The sequence below is a fragment of the Collinsella aerofaciens ATCC 25986 genome (assembly GCF_964239575.1).
GTDB classification, from domain to species: domain Bacteria; phylum Actinomycetota; class Coriobacteriia; order Coriobacteriales; family Coriobacteriaceae; genus Collinsella; species Collinsella aerofaciens_BQ.
Genome location: NZ_CAXSQQ010000001.1, coordinates 1 through 22,273 on the forward strand (window position 1 = coordinate 1; position 22,273 = coordinate 22,273).

The 22,273-nt window shown below is 59.5% G+C and carries 18 protein-coding genes and 1 tRNA gene; 2 read left to right on the forward strand and 17 right to left on the reverse strand.

The window, feature by feature from the left end:
- Positions 1 to 386 precede the first annotated feature (386 nt).
- The 9 genes from rplT to recJ all read right to left on the reverse strand — a co-directional run bounded on the left by rplT (position 387) and on the right by recJ (position 11,330).
- Complete coding sequence (gene rplT, locus ACESUZ_RS00005; protein ID WP_006234421.1) at positions 387 to 746, reverse strand: 50S ribosomal protein L20; 360 nt, start codon at positions 744 to 746, stop codon at positions 387 to 389.
- Positions 747 to 792: 46 nt separating this feature from the next.
- The gene (rpmI, locus tag ACESUZ_RS00010; protein WP_006234422.1) at positions 793 to 984 is read right to left on the reverse strand and encodes a 50S ribosomal protein L35; all 192 of its coding nucleotides are present in this window, start codon (positions 982 to 984) and stop codon (positions 793 to 795) included.
- Between the two features lie 32 nt (positions 985 to 1,016).
- Complete coding sequence (gene infC / locus ACESUZ_RS00015; protein WP_006234423.1) at positions 1,017 to 1,586, reverse strand: translation initiation factor IF-3; 570 nt, start codon at positions 1,584 to 1,586, stop codon at positions 1,017 to 1,019.
- A 431-nt stretch (positions 1,587 to 2,017) separates the two neighbouring features.
- A tRNA-Leu gene (locus tag ACESUZ_RS00020) sits at positions 2,018 to 2,104 on the reverse strand.
- Positions 2,105 to 2,143: 39 nt separating this feature from the next.
- A complete protein-coding gene (locus ACESUZ_RS00025; protein WP_373197892.1) occupies positions 2,144 to 3,577 on the reverse strand; it encodes a transglutaminase-like domain-containing protein in 1,434 nt (477 codons plus the stop codon).
- A 256-nt stretch (positions 3,578 to 3,833) separates the two neighbouring features.
- Positions 3,834 to 4,700 carry a class II fructose-1,6-bisphosphate aldolase gene (gene fba / locus ACESUZ_RS00030; RefSeq protein WP_373197893.1) on the reverse strand — a complete coding sequence of 289 codons (867 nt, stop codon included), beginning with the start codon at positions 4,698 to 4,700 and terminating at the stop codon, positions 3,834 to 3,836.
- A 194-nt stretch (positions 4,701 to 4,894) separates the two neighbouring features.
- Complete coding sequence (locus ACESUZ_RS00035; protein ID WP_373197895.1) at positions 4,895 to 5,578, reverse strand: MBL fold metallo-hydrolase; 684 nt, start codon at positions 5,576 to 5,578, stop codon at positions 4,895 to 4,897.
- Between the two features lie 88 nt (positions 5,579 to 5,666).
- Positions 5,667 to 8,027, reverse strand: coding sequence for a RelA/SpoT family protein (locus ACESUZ_RS00040; protein ID WP_373197897.1), 2,361 nt, complete (start codon positions 8,025 to 8,027; stop codon positions 5,667 to 5,669).
- A gap of 15 nt (positions 8,028 to 8,042) precedes the next feature.
- Positions 8,043 to 11,330 (reverse strand): single-stranded-DNA-specific exonuclease RecJ, encoded by a 3,288-nt coding sequence (gene recJ / locus ACESUZ_RS00045; protein WP_373197899.1) that lies wholly within the window; start codon positions 11,328 to 11,330, stop codon positions 8,043 to 8,045.
- A gap of 274 nt (positions 11,331 to 11,604) precedes the next feature.
- Between recJ and ACESUZ_RS00050 the strand changes: the two genes are divergently transcribed.
- Positions 11,605 to 12,603 carry a bile acid:sodium symporter family protein gene (locus tag ACESUZ_RS00050; protein ID WP_373197900.1) on the forward strand — a complete coding sequence of 333 codons (999 nt, stop codon included), beginning with the start codon at positions 11,605 to 11,607 and terminating at the stop codon, positions 12,601 to 12,603.
- A gap of 27 nt (positions 12,604 to 12,630) precedes the next feature.
- On the opposite strand, the gene ACESUZ_RS00055 is transcribed toward ACESUZ_RS00050, so the two are convergent.
- The 8 genes from ACESUZ_RS00055 to ACESUZ_RS00090 all read right to left on the reverse strand — a co-directional run bounded on the left by ACESUZ_RS00055 (position 12,631) and on the right by ACESUZ_RS00090 (position 20,586).
- On the reverse strand, positions 12,631 to 13,431 hold the full coding sequence (locus ACESUZ_RS00055) for a DUF4931 domain-containing protein (protein ID WP_271748968.1): 801 nt from the start codon (positions 13,429 to 13,431) through the stop codon (positions 12,631 to 12,633).
- A gap of 3 nt (positions 13,432 to 13,434) precedes the next feature.
- Positions 13,435 to 14,112 carry a copper homeostasis protein CutC gene (locus tag ACESUZ_RS00060; protein WP_271748967.1) on the reverse strand — a complete coding sequence of 226 codons (678 nt, stop codon included), beginning with the start codon at positions 14,110 to 14,112 and terminating at the stop codon, positions 13,435 to 13,437.
- Between the two features lie 175 nt (positions 14,113 to 14,287).
- A complete protein-coding gene (locus ACESUZ_RS00065; RefSeq protein WP_006234438.1) occupies positions 14,288 to 15,001 on the reverse strand; it encodes an ABC transporter ATP-binding protein in 714 nt (237 codons plus the stop codon).
- Positions 15,002 to 15,862: an ABC transporter ATP-binding protein gene (locus ACESUZ_RS00070; protein ID WP_373197902.1), complete on the reverse strand. Its 861-nt coding sequence runs from the start codon at positions 15,860 to 15,862 to the stop codon at positions 15,002 to 15,004. It abuts the gene before it with no gap.
- Positions 15,852 to 16,931 (reverse strand): branched-chain amino acid ABC transporter permease, encoded by a 1,080-nt coding sequence (locus ACESUZ_RS00075; protein ID WP_117862433.1) that lies wholly within the window; start codon positions 16,929 to 16,931, stop codon positions 15,852 to 15,854. Before ACESUZ_RS00075 ends, ACESUZ_RS00070 begins: the two co-directional genes overlap by 11 nt.
- 9 nt (positions 16,932 to 16,940) lie before the next feature.
- Complete coding sequence (locus ACESUZ_RS00080) at positions 16,941 to 17,822, reverse strand: branched-chain amino acid ABC transporter permease (RefSeq protein ID WP_099432746.1); 882 nt, start codon at positions 17,820 to 17,822, stop codon at positions 16,941 to 16,943.
- 139 nt (positions 17,823 to 17,961) lie between these two features.
- Complete coding sequence (locus ACESUZ_RS00085; protein WP_373197905.1) at positions 17,962 to 19,149, reverse strand: ABC transporter substrate-binding protein; 1,188 nt, start codon at positions 19,147 to 19,149, stop codon at positions 17,962 to 17,964.
- Between the two features lie 270 nt (positions 19,150 to 19,419).
- A complete protein-coding gene (locus tag ACESUZ_RS00090) occupies positions 19,420 to 20,586 on the reverse strand; it encodes an ABC transporter substrate-binding protein (RefSeq protein ID WP_373197906.1) in 1,167 nt (388 codons plus the stop codon).
- A gap of 250 nt (positions 20,587 to 20,836) precedes the next feature.
- Here ACESUZ_RS00090 and ACESUZ_RS00095 point away from each other — a divergent pair, with 250 nt between their 5' ends.
- A complete protein-coding gene (locus tag ACESUZ_RS00095) occupies positions 20,837 to 22,180 on the forward strand; it encodes a homoserine dehydrogenase (RefSeq protein ID WP_373197908.1) in 1,344 nt (447 codons plus the stop codon).
- Positions 22,181 to 22,273: the final 93 nt, after the last annotated feature.

Here is a 22,273-nt window from a genome sequence, read left to right on the forward strand (position 1 = left end):
AAATGGTTCGATGTCTGCCCGGATGCGACACTCAATGTGTCCATCCTCGCAGTATCCGGTTCTCAAGGTGCACGCCTACGCGGCTGATCCGGTTCCACCGGGCCGCGCGGCAAGGAGATATATTGCCAGACCGCGAAGCTCTGTGGGACGTCAATTCCACTCTTCACAAGTCCTACACAACATATTGCTTTCTATAGGTAATAGAAAGACTGGTGCGGATCTTCCGCACGTATCAGATGATGACCCTTTGGTTCAGGAATATATAGAGATCGGTCACCTGTAAGTGTTTATCTACCCGCGCTTTTAGCAATGTAAACCGCGCCTCAGATAAAAAGAGGGAGCGCCGCGCACAACGCGACACTCCCCTAGCGATTCAAGAGAATCTATTAGGCCTCGAGAGCCTTCTTGGCGATGGTAGCCAGCTCGTTGAAGGACTCGATATCCTCGTAAGCCATCTGAGCCAGGACCTTGCGGTCGAGCTCGATGCCGGCAACCTTCAGGCCGTGCATGAACTGAGAGTAAGAGATGTCGTTCAGGCGAGCAGCAGCGTTGATACGAGTGATCCAGAGAGAACGGATCTCGCGCTTCTTGTTGCGGCGATCACGATACTGATACTGCAGGGAGTGCTGGACCTGCTCTTTAGCATGCTTGTAAGTACGCGAAGCGGCACCGTAGTAACCCTTCGCACGGTGCATAACGGTACGGCGCTTCTTCTTGGCGGCAACAGCGCGCTTAATACGTGCCATGTTCTATCAACTCCTAGACGGTAAAACGAAAAACGGGAACGCGAACTTAGGCGAGACGCGACTTGATGACCTTGCGGTCGGCAGCGGCGATCTCGGTCTCCTGACGGAAGCCACGCTTACGCTTGGTGGACTTCTTGCTCAGGATGTGGCTCTTGAAAGCCTTGGCGCGCATAAGCTTGCCGGTACCAGTCTTGCGGAAACGCTTCTTGGTGCCGCTGTGGGACTTCATCTTAGGCATGAAATACTCCTTAATCGGTTACAGAACACTAGTTACTTGGTATCGCTTGCCGCTTTATCCTCATCGAAGGCGCCCTTAATCGGGGCGAGCAGCATAAGCATGTTACGGCCTTCCATCTTAGGCTTGGACTCGACCGTAGCGTAAGGCTTGAGATCCTCGGCGAGGCGCTCGAGAACGTTAAGGCCCTGCTCCGGGTGAGCCATCTCACGGCCGCGGAACATGATGGTGATCTTAACGCGTGCGCCCTTCTTGAGGAAACGCAGAACGTGGCCCTTCTTGGTCTCGTAGTCGCCAACGTCGATCTTGGGTCGGAACTTCATTTCCTTGACCTCGACCTTGGACTGGTTCTTACGAGCAGCCTTGGCCTTCATGGCCTGCTGGTACTTGAACTTACCGTAGTCCATGACCTTGCAGACCGGCGGCTCCGCGTTGGGAGCGATCTCGACCAGGTCGAGACCCTGATCGTCGGCGACGCGCTGGGCATCGCGGATGGCGAACAGGCCGAGCTGAGAGCCATCGACGCCAATCAAACGGCACGAAGATGCAGTGATCTCGTCGTTGATGCGGGTGTCATCAGACTTAGCTATTTTCCCTACCTCCATTCATAAAAAAATAACCCGGCGCTTCTCAGCAACCAGGTCGTACACATAGACTTCCTCGATTTGAGGAAGGTAATCTAAGTTGTATGACCAGTCAGCTGCTCATTGGCGCCAAAAGGTGGGAACCCTCGGGTTCCTCTTTAGGGCATTGCGGGAACAACGCCTTGCGAATAATAACACGTACAGCGCGTTATCACATTACGTACACGAAAAAGGGGCCTTGACCCCCTTGAACGCTCGCTTGCATGTATGGTGCCCGAGGCGAGACTCGAAGGGCCTTCGCTTCGCGAAGCCCCGGGCTTCGGGCGCGTGGCGCCCTCGCCACGCTCCGCTACAGACAGGCCACAGGCCTGTTTGCTTAACGCTTCGCGCGCTCACGCGAGTTCGGCACGAAAAAGGGGGCCGCAACCCCCTTGAACGCTCACTTGCATGTATGGTGCCCGAGGCGAGACTCGAACTCGCACGTTGTTGCCAACGGTGGATTTTGAGTCCACTGCGTCTGCCAATTCCGCCACTCGGGCACGCAATGCGTGAGTTAGTTTATCACAGCTTTCTACCGATTAGTCCGAAAATGGAACTTCGAGCATTTCGATGAGTTCGACCGTGCGTAGCATCTCGCGCTGACGGCATCCGCGACCGTCGACCGAAGCCTCACCCATCTGGTTATCGTAAGGGTCCTCGCGCATGCCGTCGAAAGAGGGCTCAAACTCTGCCTGGAATCGATTGTTGGCCACCATACGCCATGGGTCGAGATTGCCAAAGTAGTGACGGCGGCGCCACTCCTCCCCCATCCTGCGAGCAGAAGATCCAAATGACACGTCGGCGTTGAGCCAACCGGTCTGCGGCGTATAGAACTCTGCCCAGTCGTGCGACCCCACCGAATCGGGCGCAACGTACAGGCCGCTCTGCCAACGGGCAGGCACGCCCGCGATACGGCACATGGTGATAAACGCGAGCGCCATAACGCCGCAATCGCCGCGGAGTGAATGCGCGCAGTCATCGGCAATAGATCCCAAAAGCAAGTACGGCGGCTGATAACGATAGTCGATATGCTGCGTCAAATAATCATAGATAGCACGGGCGCGATCGAGCGGATCCTCGAGTCCGTCAACAACACCGGCCGTCAGCTGCTGCAGATACGGCGTGAATGCAATGTGCGGACGGTCCTCGGAAATATCCTCGGGCAGAGGCGCGTCCATACGCGGATGAACCGGAAGTGTGCCACCGTAGACATCACAATAAGCAGCATCGATGTGATAACGATAAGTCACCGAGAATGAGCGCTCACTCGAAGAAGACCACGAGGCGGTACGCGCCGAAGCGTTCGCGGGAGCAACAGCACCCTCCGGCGTCATGTCGAGAATCTCGACCCGAGACTGCTGACGACAGGCAGCCGCGACGGGAAGCCAAGCGCAAACGGTCTCCCCCTCCAGAGCGCCGGGGACAGACAAGGACGCTTTAAGCGTAATGACGCGAGCCAATCCGTTTTGCGACTCCATCTCCTTGAGCATCTCGTTGCGCAGTGCTATTCCGTCCGTAGAATCGGGACGCATGCCGGGGACCTCTTTGGGATATACGCGAAGCGAATCGAGGAAGTTATCGAGAACGAACAGCTCGCCATCGATAAAGCGCCAGTCAATACGCTCACGGTCAATCAGGTCGTCAAACTGCTCCTCGGTAAACTCAGGCCACTCCTCGCGAATCATCGCAATAGCTCGATCGCGCGACACCGAAAAATGAAGCGGCGTCTCGAGCATGCGATACCGCTCGGCACGAACACAAGCAGCCAGCGAAGGCTCAGGGTTCTGCTCCAGAAGGCGATCGCAGGCAGCAACAGCCTGCGTCAAATACCCGGCATCCTTAAGTCGAAGAATCTCGGGCGGCAGACCAATATCGAGATGACGAAAATCATCACAACAAACATCAACAGAGCAACCAACAGGACCTTCGTCAATAACCTTCCCATCCGAAGGCAGCACATTAATAACAGCCATACCAAACTCCAAGTCATTAGAACTATTGAAGTCCATTGTAGCGAGATAAAAAGAAAGCCCCAATAAAGGAACCCTCAACACCGATAAACGGTACCTATAAAAAATGAATTCAGCCCAGTAACCCTGTGGCGAGTTAACGAAGGAGGCCCCGTTCACCCGAAGCTTTTCCCATTGCGCGACTTCTGGCAAAGCCAGGTGAGCGCAAGGGAAAAGCGTAGGGTGAACGGGGCCTCCGACGGGAAAGTTAAACCGCTACTTACGCCTTGTTGACGGAGCCAAACTCCTCCATGAGATCCTTGGTGCGGGCAACGATGTTGTCGCGACCAGGCTTGAGGAGCTTGCGGGGGTCAAAGCCCTTGCCCTGCTGATCCTTGCCAGCCTCGATGTACTCGCGAACGCCCTTGGCGAAGACGAGCTGCAGGTCGGTGTTGACGTTGATCTTGGAGATACCCAGGGAGATGGCCTTCTTGATCTGATCCTCGGGGATGCCGGTGCCACCGTGCAGAACGAGGGGCAGGTCGCCGGTCTGAGCCTTGATCTCGCCCAGACGCTCGAAGGAAAGGCCAGCCCAGTCGGCGGGATACACGCCGTGGATGTTGCCGATACCGCAGGCGAGGAAGTCGACGCCCAGGTCAGCGATCTGCTTGCACTCAGCGGGGTCAGCGAGCTCGCCGTTGGAGGTCACGCCGTCCTCGGTGCCGCCGATGCCGCCGACCTCGGCCTCGATGGACATGCCCTTGGAGTGGGCGAGCTCAACGAGCTCCTTGGTGCGGTCGAGGTTAAGCTGGAAGGTCTCCTCGTGAGAGCCGTCATACATGATGGACGTGAAGCCGGCCTCGATGCACTTGAAGCAGTCCTCGTAAGAACCGTGATCGAGGTGAAGGGCGACGGGGACGGTAACGCCCGTTGCCTCGACGGCAGCCTTGACCATGTCGGCGCAGACCTTGAAACCGCCCATCCACTTAGCGGCACCAGCGGTGCACTGAAGGATCAGCGGAGACTTGGCCTCCTCGGCGGCCTGGAGAATAGCCAGGGTCCACTCGAGGTTGTTGGTGTTGAAGGCACCGAGAGCGTACTTGCCGGCCTCGGCCTTCTTGAGCATGTCTGCTGCGTTGACGAGCATAAAAGAAACCTCCTGTAAGGTTGCTCCGATAACGCCTGAGATTTTACCACGACATACCCGAGCATAAACGTTCGTTTGTTCACGAATACCATCCGATTGGACAAATTTTGACCGTTTGCCCCACAGAATCGACCCACTGGGGAAAATAGCTTGACGATTGAGCGGTCTTCGTGGTTCGAAAGACGGCTTCGAGCCTACATCTGCATAAACGGATTCTGCATAAGTTCGCGCGCCATCGTGGTCGAATCGCCATGGCCCGTCAAGCAAACGGTATCGGGCGGAAGCGTCTTGGCAAGTTTGGAGAGCGAGCGCATAATCGCCGCCTCGTCACCGCCGGAAAGATCGGTACGACCGTGGCTGCCCGGGAAAAGCGTGTCGCCCACAAAGGCGATGTTCCCCTGCTCGGTCGCGGCGAACAGGACGATGCCGCCCGGCGTATGTCCCGGCGTCTCGATCACCTGCAGGCAGATATCGCCCAATTCAATCGTATCGCCCTCGGCAAGCAGCCGCGTCGGCTCACCCGGATCGGGCGTCTCGATACCCCACATGGTGCGCTGCTCCTCGATATTTGCGCGAGGTACCGTCACGTCCTTAGCGCACAACTCATATAGCGCGCCGTCGCCAACGACAGCTCGAACCCCGGCAACCCCGCCAACATGGTCGGCATGACCGTGCGTGCAGACAGAGCCGAGTACGCGAACCTCGGGATGCGCGGTGCGGATATGCTCCACAAGACGCTCGCCCTCCCACGCCGGATCGACGATTAAGCACTCGTCATTCGAAATCACGGCGTAACTGTTGGTCTGAATGGGGCCGTTGACGAGCGCCTCAATCGAAGCCGAACCTCGGGGTGTCAGGTCCAAAGTCATATCGCCCATGCGCATACCCTCCTTCTAAAATACGTTCGAGGCACCAAACGATGCCTCGAACGTAACCAATATCTATGATGCTGAGAGGCTCTCGCACCTACACACGGCGCTTGAGTTGCGCTCCGCCCTCGCCGGGCATAAGACGGCGAGCGTCGTAGACCGAATCGACACTGCTGATGGAAGCCAGCAGCGGATCCAGGCCGCTCGCATCCGAAATTTCGACCATAAAGCGCAGGGTCGCAATACCCTCGCGGTTGGTCGACGTGGCGGCAGAAAGGATATTGCCGCCTGCATCGCCAATGGCAATGGTGACGTCCTTGAGCAGACCCATGCGGTCCAGGCACTCGACCACGATCTCGACCTGGAAGAGGGTGTCGGCAGCGCCGTCCCACTCCACATCGATCATGCGCTCGGGATGTTCCATAAGACCCTTGACGTTAGGGCAGTTGGCGCGATGCACCGAAACGCCACGACCGCGCGTGATGAAGCCGACGATGTCGTCGCCCGTCACGGGGTTGCAGCAATGAGCCAGACGGACCAGCAGGCCGCTGTTGCTCTCGCCCTTGACGATAATGCCGTTACTGGCGCTCTTGCCGCGCTTTTGCGGCTTGCGGTTGGAGCCGCGAGCGGGCTGCTTCACGACCTCGGCGATAGCCTCGGCCTTGGTGAGCTGTTCCTCGGGCTTGGGGTCCAAGATTTGCTCGACCTTATTGCCCACAGCGCGCGGGGCAACCTTGCCGGCGCCGACGGCGGCAAACAGGTCCTCGAGCTGCTTGAAGTTAAACTGCTCCGCCACGGCGTTGAGCGCACGCGTGGAGCGCGGCGTGGAGATGCCATACCCGCGCTTGCGCAGGTCCTTGGCCAGCATATCGCGGCCAGCAGCAGCGTCGTCGTCCTTGGTCGCAGCGGCAAAATAGCGGCGGATCTTGGACTTAGCCGAAGGCGTCTTGACGATCTTGAGCCAATCACGCGACGGCTTGGAACTCTTGTTCGTCAGGATCTCGACACGGTCGCCCGTCTTGATCTCGTGCGTGAGCGGAGCCACCGCACCGTTGATTTTGGCGCCGACGCAATGGTTTCCCACCTCGGTGTGAACGGCATAGGCAAAGTCGAGCGGCGTGGATCCGGCACGAAGCGCCATGACCTCGCCCTTGGGCGTAAAGACGAAGATCTCCTGATCGAAGAGGTCAACCTTCAGCGAATGCAGGTATTCTTTGGCGTCGGTAATCTCATCAGACGCAGCCCAATCGAGTGAGTGCTTAAGCCAGTTAATCTGGTCGTCCAGACGCTGGGCATCATTGGTCTTAGACGCAGACGATCCGCCCGACTTCTTATATAGCCAGTGGGCGGCAATGCCGTACTCGGCCTGCTCATGCATCTCGTAGGTTCGAATCTGAATCTCGAGCGGACGAGCCGTAGGGCCGATGACCGTCGTGTGGAGCGACTGGTAGTTATTGACCTTGGGCATGGCGATATAATCTTTAAAGCGACCAGGCATGGGGTGCCACAGCGTATGCACCGCACCGAGCGTGGAGTAGCAATCGCGCACCGAATGGGTAATTACGCGCAGCGCCACCAGGTCGTAGATCTCGGAGAATTCCTTGCCCTTGCGCTTCATCTTTTGGTAGATGGACCAATAGTGCTTGGAGCGGCCGTTGATCTGGAAGTCCTCCAGACCAATGCGGTTGAGCTCATCGGTAAGCGTCTTGATAGTCTCGGCAAGATAGCGCTCACGGACCTCGCGCGACTCCGCCACCATGCGCGCGATGCGCTGGTAGGCATCGGGCTCCAGGTAGAAGAAGGACAGGTCCTCGAGCTCCCACTTAATAGAGCTCATGCCCAGGCGGTCGGCCAAGGGCGCGTACACGTCCATGGTCTCGCGAGCCTTAAACAGGCGACGATCCTCGCGCAGGGCTGCCAGCGTACGCATGTTGTGCAGACGGTCGGCAAGTTTAACGATGATGACGCGAATGTCCTTGGACATGGCGAGGAACATCTTGCGCAGCGTGAGCGCCTGCTTCTCGTCCATGCTGTCGACTTCGATGTTGGTGAGCTTGGTCACGCCATCGACGAGTTCGGCAACGGTTTCGCCAAACAGGCCGGAAACATCGGCGAGCGAGGTCTCGGTGTCCTCGACGGTATCGTGCAACAGCGCGGCGCACACCACGTCACAATCCATCTTGAGATCGGCCAGAATGATAGCCACCTCGACAGGATGGTTGATGTACATCTCACCCGAGCGGCGCTTTTGGTTACAGTGTTTCTCGGCGGCAAAGCAGTAGGCTTGCTCCACCTTGGAGAAGTCGTCCTCATTCATATATTTGAGGCACAAGCGCTCCAGCTTGTCGTAGCTGTCCGCCATAATCTCGGGCGGCAGCTCATCGGCATGCTTATAGTGCTCCATCTCCGAAAACGGCTGGAGGGTGGAATCATGGGCGGTACGGGCTGCGGCATCCATCGAGGTCCCCTTCCCCTAGGCCCGCGGTACGATCGGGCGGTTAACTTTGGCTAGCATATCAGAAGCGCACGAATCGAGCGCCCAACTCCGGAAAGCCGAGAACTCCATGCGCGAGCGCAAGCCCTCCAAATAGCGAATTGACCTGCTCAATTGCACGCGGCCGGGGTTTTTGGCCATCGCGATGCGACGGGTGTCGTCAAACCCCGAAACTCGACAGAAACCAAGCTCTTCGAAGATTCCCAGGCCACTTTCCACCGAGCGCTCGTCGACCGGCGTGCGAGCATCGATGGCAAGGCACATCTGCGCGATGTCGATATCGCTCGCACTAAAGGAATCGTCCCCGGTCTTGCCGCGGTTGGAGCGCCACATGGTCTGCAGCGCGCGATAGAGCGTGACAAGCTCGTCGCGCTCGGGCGCATAGCAGTCGAGTAGGCGCTCGTTAATACGGGCGTCGCGCGACGAATAGAGTAGATGGATCACGGCGGGCTGGCCATCGCGACCGGCGCGGCCGCTCATCTGGTTAAACTCAATGCCGCCAAACGGCATGTGATAGAGCACGACATGGCGAATATCGGGCAGGTTGACGCCCTCGCCAAAGGCGGATGTCGAGACGATGCAGCTGAGGCTGCCGTCTCGAAACGCCTCCTCTACGCGATGGCGGTCGGTGCGCGTAAGGCCAGCGTTATAGAACGCGATACGGGTCGCACAGTCGGGAACGCGTTTGCGTAGTGTCTTGGCAAGCGCCACGGACTGATCACGCGAATTGACGTAAATGACGGTCTTCTCCCCCGTCGCCACGATCGACACCAAACGGTTCTCGCGGCTCGCAAGGTCGCGGTCGTCCTCGAGCTGCAGGTTCTCGCGCACCGTCTCGTCAACCACCGTGTGAGTGATCGGCAACATGCGGGCAAGCTCGGCCACGACCGGAGCCGTCGCGGTGGCCGTCGCAGCCATAACGACCGGGTCGCCCAGGGCTTTGAGGATATCGGGCATGTCGAGATAGGCGCTACGGTCGCCGCCCTTGGCAAGGCCGGCGTGGTGCGCCTCATCGATAACGACAAAGCCGATGCGGCCCGAACGCGCGAAACGGTCACGGTGGATAGACAGGAACTCGGGTGTCGTGAGCACGATACCGGTGCGGCCCGAAGCTAGACCGGCGAACACGTCATCGCGCGCCGCCTCCACGGTCTCGCCGGTCAACACGCCGACGCCAATGCCGAGCGCGGCCATCGTCGACGAGAGGTGATAGGCCTGGTCGGCAACGAGCGCGCGCAGCGGATAGACAAAGATGCTCGCACGCCCGCGAAGAACCGCCTCGCGCGCGGCATGCACATGGAAGATGAGCGACTTGCCGCGCCCCGTTCCCATAACGGCCAGAACACTTTGGTGATCGGCCAGGGCATCGAGCGCCTCGACCTGCGCGCGGTGCGGCTGGTTCGAGCCTATAAAGCTATGGATAAGCGAGCGCGTCAGCTCGGTATAAGAAAGCTGGGCGAGTGTCTCGCGTTTACGCGACTCCAGGCGCAGGCCAGAATCCGCCGGCTGCACGCCACGGCGAAGCTCGCATGCCGGATCGTCGACGCTGGGCAGCGTGGTATCACGGACCAGAACATCCTTGATCATGAGCTTGGGCTTCACACGTCCCTGCCAATGCTCGGCAACGGCCTCGAACACCAAGTCGACAGCACTATCGCAGTTGATGAGCTTATCGATTTGCGGCACGCGGAACATAATGGCCGGCACACTCGCGGCGCCATCGGTCGCCACAAAGCGCATGTGCTCGCCGGTTTTGCCCACCACGGCGCGATCGCACATCGTCACGCCCTCGGCGGCCAGCAGCGGCACCTTGTTGCCCTGGCCAAACGGCTCAAGACGGGAGATCTGCTCGATGGTCTCAATATTCAGCTCGGAGAGGTCGACGGTGGCAGCGACCTCGTCGGTGTCCTCAAAGTCCTCGGCGGGAATCTCCGATAGCACGGCGGAAAGGCGACGACGGAATTCATCGAGCTTGGATGCCTCGATGGTCACTCCCACCGCACCGGCATGTCCGCCGCGACGAATCAGCAGGTCGGAACAGCGCTCGACGGCGTCAAACAGGTTAACTTTGCCCACCGAGCGACCAGAGCCGCGCGCGATACCGTCCTCGATCGAGAACAGCAGCGCCGGCACGTGATAGCGGTTGGTCAGACGGCTTGCCACGATGCCCTTGACACCCTCGTGCCAGCCTTCACCGCCCACGACGATCGCGCGTCCGCCGTCATAGGTCTCCTCGACCTTTGCCATGGCATCGCGCGTGAGCTCCGCCTCGATCTCACGGCGCTGGCGGTTGATTTCCTCGAGCTCAGCCGCCAGCGCGCTTGCTTCGATGGGATTGCGGGCAAGCAGCAGGTCGAGCGCCAGCTTGGGATCGGCCATGCGACCGGCAGCGTTTAAGCGGGGAATGAGCGAGAATGACAGGCCATCCGCCGTAATGCTCGAAAGGTCCGCCTTGGCGAGCGCGGCAAGCGCGATATAGCCGGGGCGAGCGGTTACGCGCATCTGCTGGATGCCCTCGGCAACCAGCGCGCGGTTCTCGGGCGTGAGCGGCATCATGTCGGACACGGTGCCCAGCGCCGCGACCTCGATTAGCGAACGCCAATACGACGGCTTGCCCAGGCGCTCACCCAGGACTTGCACCAGCTTGAGCGCCACACCAGCACCGGCAAGCTCGCGCGAGGGGCCCTCGTCTTCGAGCTTGGGGTCGGTCAGGGGCACACCCTGCGGCACCTGGTCGGAGGGCTCGTGATGGTCCGTGACCACCAAATCGATCCCCAGGCTCTCCAGATAGGAAACCTCTTCCTTGGCGGCAATGCCGTTATCGACGGTCACGATCAGCTGGGGGCGAGCGAGCTCGTTAACGCGGTCGAGTGCCGCGCGCGAAAGACCGTAGCCCTCATCAAAGCGATGCGGAATAAACGGCGTGACATCGGCGCCAAACGTGCGCAGCGCCTCGGTCAACAGGCAGGTCGACGTAATGCCGTCAACGTCAAAATCGCCAAAGACTGCAATGTGCTCGTGGTTGCGAATAGCACGCTCGACGCGGTCGGCAACGACCGACATGCCCGGGATAATGAGTGGGTCGGCCCAGTCGCGATCGAGCGAAGGCGTCAAAAACAATTGGCCCTCTTTGATGGAGCCGATGCCGTGCGCGACCATAATGCGCGCCACCAGTCCGGGAATGCCCAGACCAGCCGAAAGCTCCTTTTCGAGCCCGGGGTTTTGCTGAGCGACCGCCCAGCGATGCGTCGTCTTAAGCGATGACATAGGCGCCCACCCCCGATAGGGGCAGGTCGCCGCGATACCTCTCACGGTTCATAGCGATGAGTCCTCTGTGTATGCCCGCTTCGGCAGGCAGATCTGTTGAACGGATTTATTATACCGTGCAGCGCGGACGCAAAACGCCGCGGTGCGCCGCGGTTTCGGCAAACGATGGCGGTAATGGCCTCGAAATAATCGAGCGTTTCAACCGCACGGACGCATACGAGCGTCTAGCATATCCATACAAACGAGTTCGCGGATAAAGGGAGTCACGGGACATATGAAGCAATGGGCTGGACTGGGAAAGTTCCTCGCGGGGCATATGCAGATCATCGTTCCGATTTGTGTGGCGCTCGGCGTGCTCTTTCCCCAGCAGATCGGCGTGCTCAAGCCCATTGTTCCCGCCCTCTTCGCCTTTATGACGTTTCAGGGCGCGCTCAGCAACACCTTTCACCAGGTAGCCGAGGTGTTCCACCGTCCGCTACACCTGATTCTGGCGCTGCTGGTCTCGGCAGTGCTTATTCCCATCGCGGCGTATGCCATAGGGTCACTCTTCTTTGGTTCCAACCCCAACCTTGTCTGCGGCATCGTGCTCGAGTACAGCGTACCCGTGGCAGTCACTGCCTTTATGTGGATCAGCATGTTCGGCGGCAACGGCCCGCTCGCGCTCACCATCATCCTGACGTCCTCGGTCATCTCACCTGTGACGATTCCTCTTACGCTCAAGCTCCTGCTGGGCGCCACCGTCTCGATCGACGTGCCGAGCATGATGCAGAATATGGCCTTTATGATCGCCATACCCGCCGTGCTCGGTATCGTCATTAACGAACTCACGCGCGGCTGGGGTCATGAGAAACTCTCCCCCGCGCTTTCGCCCGCCTGCAAGTTCATGATGATGGGCGTCATCGCGTCCAACTCCACCGCCATAAGCGAGTACGTGCTGCACATGAACATGGTACGCCTGGAAGTCGCCCTCTTTATTCTGGTGTTCGCCATCAGCGGTTTTGTCGTGGGCATTCTGGTCGCCCGCGCGCTGCATCTGCCATATAGCGAAACGACCACCATGTGCTTTACCTGCGGCATGCGCAATATCTCTTCGGGCGCCGTCATCGCCACGCAATACTTTCCGGGCGAAGTTGTGTTTCCCGTCATGTGTGGAACGTTGTTTCAGCAGGTGCTCGCCTCGCTTATCGGGCACTTCTTTGAGCGTCTGACCGGCGAGGAGCGCGCCGCCCAGCGCAAGCGCGTCGAGGCCGGCCGCGATGCAATGGCGCGCTAAACCGTCCGCAGTGTGCGGGCGCTCACTTTACGATGTGAGCGCCTCCAGATGTGCGCGGAGTCGCTCCGCATCGACATCGAGCGTGGTCTCAGCATTGACCTGGGCCAAACGATAGCCGACAAAGTAGGGCGAAACCACCCAACGCGGCAGCGCTTTGGCAATGGTCCGGTCGCTCATGTGATAGAAGAACAGGTTGTACGACTCTGCACGACCGCCATGGTGCTCGTGCAAGATATAGCGCAGAGCTACCTGGATTGCATCGGCGAAGAGATTCGCCTCGGCTTGGTCTCTCGTGTCATCGCTGGCGGCGATTCCCTGCGGGGCTGAAACGTTGATCTCAAAGAACCCCATGATCGGTTCGGTTGAGATATTGACCGAGATCCTCCCCTGTTGCCAGACATTGATGCCTTCGAAATTGGCAGAAGTCAGCGAAGTGTAGCCGTCTTCCTGCTCCAAACCCACAATCTGCATGTGCGGATGCACGAGACTACCGCCCGAGAGCGGACCCTTGTTCTTGTACATGAGCACGCTTCGATACTGCTGTGAATCGATCATCTGCTGCCAACAACCCAGGGCAAACCGCATCACATGGTGGAGTTCATCCGGCTCGTAGGTCACCAGGTCGGCATCGTGATCGGCCGACTCGATCAGCACGGTTTGACGGGTGGCGCGCAGGGTCTTGAACTTATTCTCGAGCCAAATGCAATCGCCATCACGGCGAATGATGTCGGTGAGCCCTTCTGTATCGCAAAAAGGGCACGCGGTGCCAGGGCGACGATTATCGTCGGGCTTACCGCTCGCCTGCTGAACGTCAAATACCAGCGCCACGGGTTATACCTCCAGCGGCACGATCTTGGTGCCATGGAGCTCGGAGACGCCTAGCGCCGCCGCGACCGCGTCGCGATTTGCCGTAGTGATGCCGCCGCCGGGAAGGATGGTCAAACGATCGCCCGCATACTCGATTAAACGAGCCAGGTAATCGAAATTATCCTCGATCGACGTACCGGCAGCGCCGCCATGCGTGAGGATGCGCGTAACGCCGCAGTCGGCAAGTGTATCAATCGCATCGAGCTGAGCCTCGGGCGAGAGCTGGTCAAATGACATGTGGAAGGTGATGTCGATGGGATCACGCTTACATTCCTCGGTCGCGCAGCCCGCAGCCATCACGAGGGCGCCAAGCGTAAGTTCGTCGAGCGCCCATCCGCCAGCGCAGGGTTTGCAGCAGCCAAAGACCAAGCCGTCAACGCCCGCACTCACGGCAAGGCCCAAGTCCATCTCCATCATGCGCAGCTCATCCTGGTTGTAGTGAAAGTCGCCGCCACGCGGACGGATCATGCACATCACCCGTGCATCGTGTTCGTGGGCATAGTTGGTCGTAGCGCTGATAACGCCGGCCGAGGGCGTGGTACCACCGACGGCAAGGTTATCGCACAGCTCGATGCGCCTTGCACCGGCATCGATAGCCGCCGGCACCCGCTCAAAGTTCTCGGCACAAAACTCGTACAGCATAGATAGGCCCCCAAAGACAGCAGATGTTTTCCGACGGGCATTGTCACACATCCCCATGAAGTTGCGGTGGAATAGGGACTGTTTTGGCCTCTTAGACTCCCATTTAGTCCCTATTCCACCGCAACTTAAAAGGGGGCGCTGACCGGGTTGGTCAGCGCCCCCTTTGTTGAATGGATTAACCGCCCAGATAGGCTTTGCGGACGTTGTCGTCATGCAGGAGCTCTTGGCCCGTGCCGGTCATGGTGATCTTGCCGGTCTCGAGCACGTAGCCGCGCGTGGCGATCGAGAGCGCCATCTGCGCGTTCTGCTCGACCAGAAGCACCGTGGTGCCGGCCTTGTGCAGGTCCTCGACGATCTGGAAGATCTGCTCAATCAGAATCGGCGCCAGACCCATGGAGGGCTCATCGAGCATGAGCAGCTTAGGGTTGCTCATAAGGGCGCGGCCCATAACGAGCATCTGCTGCTCGCCGCCCGAAAGGGTGCCGGCGACCTGGCGACGGCGCTCCTTTAGGCGCGGGAACTGCTCGTAGACGCGCTCGAGGCCCGGAGCCACCGTGGACTTGGGCTGCGTATAGGCACCCATTTCCAGGTTCTCCTCGACCGTCATCTGCAAAAAGGCGCGACGGCCCTCGGGAACCTGAGCCAGGCCCTTGCCCACCAGCTTGTCGGCAGGCGTATGGGTAATGTCCTCGCCCATAAACTTGATGGAGCCGGTCTTGGAACGCAGCAGGCCCGAGACGGTCTTAAGCGTCGTGGACTTGCCGGCGCCGTTGGCACCAATCAAGGCCACGATCTCGCCCTCGTTGACGTTAAAGGAGATGTCCTTGATGGCGTGGATGGCGCCGTACCAGACGTTGATGTTGTAGACGGAAAGCATCGGCTCTGCCATTTAGTTCTCCCCCTTATCCTGCTTGCCCAGATATGCCTCGATAACGGCGTCGTTGTTCTGGATCTCCTCGGCCGTACCCTTGGCAATGACCTTGCCAAAGTTGAGCACGCAGATGCCCTCGCAGATGTTCATAACGAGCGACATATCATGCTCGATAAGCATGATGGCGATGCCGAAGGTGTCACGAATCTTGACGATGTTCTCCATAAGCTCCGCGGTCTCGGACGGGTTCATGCCGGCGGCAGGCTCATCGAGCAGCAGCAGCTTGGGGTTGGTGGCAAGCGCGCGGACGATCTCCAGACGACGCTGGGCGCCGTAAGGCAGCGATCCGGCCTGCTCGTTTGCCAGGTGCTCCATATCAAAGATGGACAGCAGCTCCATGGCGCGCTCGTGAGCAGCCTTCTCGTGCTTCCAATACGTCGGCAGGCGCAGCACGCCCTCAAAGCCGGAGTAGCGCTCCTGGTTGTGCAGGCCGACCTTAACGTTATCCTCCACCGTCATGGTGTTGAACAGGCGGATGTTCTGGAAGGTACGAGCGATACCCATACGGTTGACCTGATAGACCGACTTGCCCGAGGTGTCCTCGCCGTCGAGCAGGATGGTACCGTGCGTGGGCTGATACACCTTGGTGAGCAGGTTGAAGACCGTGGTCTTGCCGGCACCGTTGGGGCCGATCAGACCGGCGATCTCGGTCTTGCCGATAGTCAAGCTAAAGTCGTCGACTGCCTTAAGGCCACCGAACTCAATGCCCAGGTGGATGCACTCGAGTGCCGGGCGCTCGCCCAGGTCTCGATCGGGAACGATGGCGCCAGAAGGATACGGGACCATCTTGCCCTTGTTGAACTCAAATTTATTGGGCATCGGCTGCCACCTCCTTCTTGGAAGCAAAGCGGTCCTTGACGCGACCGAAGAACGCCTTGAGCTGCGGGTTGTTGGTAAAGATCATGACCAGGATCAGCACAATGGCGTAGATGAGCATGCGGTAGTCCGAGAACTGACGGAGCAGCTCGGGAAGCACCGTGAGCAACGCCGCCGCGATGACGGAACCGCGCATGTTACCCAGGCCGCCCAGGACCACGAACACCAGAATAAGGATCGACGTGTTGAAGTCGAACTTGGTGGCGGAGAGCTGCGAGAAGTTACCGCCGAAGAGGGCTCCGGCAGCACCGGCGAGGGCAGCGGAAACCACGAAGGCGATCATGCGGTACTCGGTGACGGAGATGCCTACGGACTCGGCTGCAATCTTGTTATCGCGCACGGCCATGATGGCACGGCCGGTACGGCTGCGAACCAGGTTGAGCACGATCACGAGTGCGACCATGACCAGGATGGCACCGGCGAGGAAGGTCGAGTACGTCGACACGCCCGAGGCGCCCTGGGCGCCCTTGATGATGGCGGTGCCGTCCTCGAGCAGGTGCAGGTCGTCGATCGTAGAGTTGCCCGTGATGTTAAAGATCACGTGCAGGCCGCGGGAGTCGACGCCCACAATGAGGCAGGTGACGATCTCTTTGATGATCTCGCCAAAGGCCAGCGTCACGATGGCCAGATAGTCGCCGCTCAGGCGAAGGACCGGGATGCCGATCAAGAAGCCCAGGATGGCAGCGGCGATGGCGCCGACCACGATGCTGATGATCAGGCGCATCGGATCGGACGGGACGGCGCTCTCCAGCGCGACCGCGGTAACGATGCCCGTATAGGCACCGACACTCATAAAGCCCGCGTGGCCCAGCGACAAGTCACCCGCGATGCCGACGACGAGGTTAAGGGAAATGGCCATGACGATATAGGCCGTGATGGGAACCAGCTGACCGGCGATCATGCGCGGGATCATGTGGTTAGACTGCATAAAGAACACGATGGCAAATGCCACGATGCACATGGCATACGTAACAAAGTCGTGACGCGTCTGCTTGTCTTTAAGAAACTTCATAACGCTCACCTACACCTTCTCGGGGACGTACTTGCCCAAGAGGCCGGCAGGCTTGACGAGCAGGACGATAATCAAAACACCAAAGACGATGGAGTTGGCAAGGCTCGTGGAAATGTAAGCCTGCGCCATCGCCTCGATGATGCCGATGAGAATGCCACCGACAAAGGCACCGGGGATGGAGCCGATGCCGCCGAAAACGGCAGCGTCGAAGGCCTTGATGCCAGGCATGGCGCCCGTGGTGGGCTGCAGGACCGGCGAGTAGGAGCACAGGAGCACACCGGCGATGGCGGCAAGGGCGGAGCCGATGGCAAACGTCATCGAAATAGTGCGGTTGACGTTGATACCCATGAGCTGAGCGGCGGCTTTGTCCTCGGACACGGCGCGCATGGCTTTGCCCATCTTGGTCTTACCTGTAAAGAACATCAGGCCGGCCATGATAACCAGGCAGGCGACGATGGTGACGAGCGAGACGGCGCTTACGTTGAACTTGGCCAAGAACTCCGGTACCTGGAAGGTGACGAGCGAAGTGAAGTTCTTGGGCGTGGCGCCCCACAGAAGCTGCGCGGCGTTCTGCAGGAAGTAAGACACGCCGATGGCCGTGATCAGAACGGCCAGAGGGCCTGCTTGGCGCAGCGGCTTATAGGCCAGACCCTCGATGAGAACACCGAGAACCGTGCAGACCACACAAGAGAGAACTACAGATGCCCAGCCCGGGAGGCCGAGATACGACGTGGCACAGAACGAGACATAGGCACCGACCATGATGACGTCGCCGTGAGCGAAGTTGAGCATCTTGGCGATACCGTAGACCATGGTGTAGCCCAACGCGATGATGGCGTAGACGCTGCCCATGGACAGGCCGTTGACCAGGTATTGGATAAAGACCGTCATGTTCCACATCCCCCTTTCGAATAGGTTTCCAGTTGATGTATGAAACAGGGACGTTACATCGTCCCTAGATACCAAGCAAGCAGGGAAGGCCAAAACCTCCCCTGCTTGGGATCAAAACCGCTCTATGTAAGGCGGCCTATTAGGCCTGTACGTACTTGCCGTCGGTAATGACGTACGCCGTCGGGTCCTTCTGGACCTGGCCCTTGTCGTTCCAGGAGAGCTTGCCAGTCAGACCGTCAACAGTAATGTTGCGCATAGCCTCGGGAAGCTTCTCGGCAACCTCGGTGGGGTCGGCGTCGACACCCAGGCCGGCCTCCTTGAGGGCCTCGACCACCGCATGCACGCCGTCGTAGGCGTCGGCGGCAAACTGGTCGGGGGTATCGCCGTACTTATCTTTGTAAGCGTTGACGAAGTCGGCGTTCTTCTCGTCGTCGGCGGAGAACGGGGTCATGAGCAGCAGACCCTCGGCAAGAGAGGTGTCGAAACCCTCAACGCCCAGGATGCCGTCCATGCCGTCGCAGCCCATCATCTTGACGTCGTAGCCCATGTCCTTGGCGTTCTTGAGCAGGACGGACGCCGGCGTGTAGTAGATCGGCGCAAAGATCATGGTGGCGCCTGCCTGCTTGGCCTTGGTCAGCTGGTTGGTAAAGCTCGTGGCGGAGTCGTCCTTAAAGGTCTCCTCGTCGACAATCTCGAGCTTGGACTTAGCGGCCTGGGCCTTAAAGGAATCTGCGATGCCCGAAGAATAGGCGTCGCCGGAGTTATAGAACAGCACGAACTTCTCGTCCGCATACTTCTGCGCCAGGAACTTGGCAGCGTTGACACCCTGGTTGGGGTCGGTAAAGCAAACCTGGAAGACGCAATCCTTGCCCTTGGTAACGTCCTCGGAAGACGCGGACGGGGTGATCATGAACGTCTCGGGGTCGTTACCGCACTCTGCGGCAACGGCGACCGACGCACCCGTGGTGGTCGGACCGACGAGGGCCTGCATGCCCCAGTCGAGCAGGGTGTTGAAGGCGTTGACGGCCTTCTCGCCATCGGCCTGGTCGTCCTCGGCCTTGCTGGCAAGCGGCAGCTCCTTAGTCGAGAAATCCTTGCAGCCAAGCTCGACAGCCTGTGTAACGGACTTGCCGTAGGACGCGTTGGCGCCGGTCAGCGGGCCGATGGTGCCGATCTTAAACGAAGCGTCGCCCGACGCGGAACCGCTGTCGCCGCCGTTGGAGGAGCAGCCAGCTAGAATGGACATCGCCCCCAGACCTGCTGCGCTCGCGATAACGCTCCTGCGATTCATAACAGGGTTCAATGACTTACCGGTGAGGCTCGACATGCGGCTCTCCTCTCAAATCTCGTCGGGTTTCGGTTACCCGACAGGCCATCCTTCGCCGTGTTCGGCGTTCGCAAAATAGTAGACGCTTTAGTTGAGAAAAGTGGCGATTATTTCAACTTTTCTTTTGTTTTGCCCATTTATCCATAATTCTGCGTATTTCTGTCGGTTTATGCAGTTTAGCCACTTTATTGTGTGAAAGTAATGTTTCCGTTCTGTTACAGGCGTCCTTGCCCTGAATAAAACGGCCCGCCGGTCTCGATGTATATGCACTTAGGCGGCGATGTACTTGCCGTCCTGGATCACATAAGCCGTAGCGGGCTTTTCGACCTGGCCCTTGTCATTCCACGTCAGCTCGCCCGTCAGGCCCTCGATCTTAATCTTGCGCATGGCACGGGCAAGGTCGCCGGCAATGTCGGCGCCGTCGGCCGTAATGTCGATGCCCGCTTTGTCGATGGCCTCGGCGATGGCGTGGACGCAATCGTAGGCGTCGGCGGCAAACTGGTTGGGCGTCTCGTCGTAGGCATCCTTATAGGCCTTGACGAAGTCGGCATTCTTCTCATCGTCAGCCGAAAACGGGGTCATGAGCAGTACGCCCTCGGCAAGAGAGGTATCGAAGCCTTCCACAGAGAGCAGGCCGTCCATGCCGTCGGTACCCATGAGGGTCATGTCGTAGCCCATGTCCTTGGCGTTCTTGAGCAAAACGGACGCCGGCGTGTAGTAGATCGGCGCAAAGATGAGCGTGGCGCCGGACTCCTTGGCCTTGGTGAGCTGGTTGGTAAAGCTCGTGGAAGAGTCGTCCTTAAAGGTCTCGGTATCGACGATGTCGAGCTTGGACGCCTTGGCCTGCTCGGCAAAAGCGTCGGCAACGCCCGAGCTATACGTATCGCCGGAGTTGTAGAACAGGGCGATCTTGGCATCCGCGTACTTCTCGGCCAAGAACTTTGCGGCGCTGGCGCCCATGGTGGGATCGGTGAAGCAAACCTGGAAAACCGTGGTCTTGTCCTTGGTGACATCGAGCGACGAGGCCGAAGGCGTGACCATAAGCATGTCGTCGGCAATCTCGCCCGAGACGGCAACGGCGGCACCAGTCGTGACGGGGCCGACGAGAGCCTGCATGCCCCAGTCGCACAGGGTATTGAAGGCGTTGATGGCCTTCTCGCCGTCAGCGACGTCATCCTCGGACTTAAGCGAGAGCTTGAGGTCCTTGGTCGAGAAATCCTTGGCGGCGAGCTTGGCACCCTTCTCGGCCGAGACGCCATAGGTTGCCGCGGCGCCGGTCAAAGGGCCGATGACACCGATCTTGAAGGTCTTGCCGTCATCGGCGGAGCCGCCGTCCGAGCCACCCGACGAGCAACCAGCGAGTGCTGCGGTGCTACCGAGCGCCGCAGCGCCAGCCAAGAAACTCCTGCGGTTAAGTACGTTGTTGATGCTAAACATGGTGTCCCCCTTTTCGCTGGCCGTGGTGCGGCCGTCTTGCGGTACAGGGCAAACCTTATGGTGCAAACGTTGACAGTTTGTTACGGAAGTTCGTTTGTAGCGAGCGTGTTTCCAATGTTTCCGCAGCGTTTCGGGGGTGACGTTTTATGCTGCTCCCGCTGCCAGGCAAGCACGCGCCCGCACTTCACGCTAGAATGCACTCAACCTTTAAGCGGTTAATCCATCCTTAAGATGCACGAAGGAGCTATCTATGAGCGAACCCCTGCGCACCGTGAACGTCGGCCTCATCGGTCTGGGAACCGTCGGCGGCGGCGTGGCCCGTCTGATCAAGAGCCACCACGATGAGTACCTGGCCGCCTACGGCATCGACCTTAAGCTGAGCCGCGCCTGCGCGCTTGCCTGGGAGCAGGCCGAAGCCGCCGGTATTGAGCGCGAGGCCTTTACGAGCGACTGGCACGACGTCGTCACCGACCCCGCCGTCGATATCGTCGTCGAGCTGATCGGTGGCGAGCATCCCGCAACCGAAATCTTCACCACTGCCTTTGAGCACGGCAAGCACGTCGTCTCTGCCAACAAGGCCCTGCTGGGCCGTCACGTCGAGACGCTTGCCGAGAAGGCGCGCGCGTGCGGCGTGCAGATTAAGTGCGAGGCCAGCTGCGGCGGCGGCATCCCCATCGTGAGCACGCTCGAGCACGACCTGGTGGGCAACAAGATCCTGACCATCGCCGGCATTCTCAACGGTACCACCAACTATATCCTGTCGCGCATGGACGCCGAGGGCGCCGATTACGCCGACGTGCTTGCCGACGCGCAGGCCAAGGGCTATGCCGAGGCCGACCCGTCCGCCGACGTCGACGGCTTCGACGCCGCCAGCAAGACGGCCATCCTCGCCTCCATCGGCTTTGGCACCCGCGTTACCACCGACGACGTGTACCAGCAGGGTATCCGTACCATCGGCGCCGAGGACATCGCCCAGGCCCGCGAGCTCGGCTACACCATTAAGCTGCTCGGTATCGCCCGCAACACCGACGCCGGTGTCGACGTCCGCGTGCATCCCACGCTGATCCCCGCCGACCACATGCTTGCCAAGGTCAACGGCGCCATGAACGCTGTCTACGTGGTAGGCGACGCCGTGGGCGAGACTATGTTCTACGGTGCCGGCGCAGGCTCCTTCCCCACCGCAAGCGCCGTCGTGGGCGATATCCTGTCGCTCTCCGAGCAGATCAGCCGCGGCGTGGCTCCGCTGCCCGAGATTGAGCCCTATGGCCACAACCTCGCCTTTAAGCCCATGGACGAGCTCCAGACCAAGTACTATGTGCGCCTGAAGGTCGCCGACCGCGTGGGCGCCCTGTCCGAGACGGTCGATATCTTTGCCAAGCACAACATCTCGATCTCGCTCATCAACCAGGTCGAGGACGGCAAGTCGGGCGTTAGCGATGCCTGCTCGGTCATCTTCCTGACGCACCGCGCGCTCGAGAAGGACGTCCAGGCTGCCGCCGCCGAGCTTGCCAGCGTCGACTGCGTGGCCGAGGTCGCCAACGTCCTGCGCATCGAGGACGTCGAGGCCTGGACCGAAGGCGTTATGGCCAACTAGTCCACTACTTCAAACCTCAACGAAGCTCAACGCAAAAGGCGCGCTGCCTGCATCAACCGCAGGCAGCGCGCCTTCTATTATTTGGACGAAACC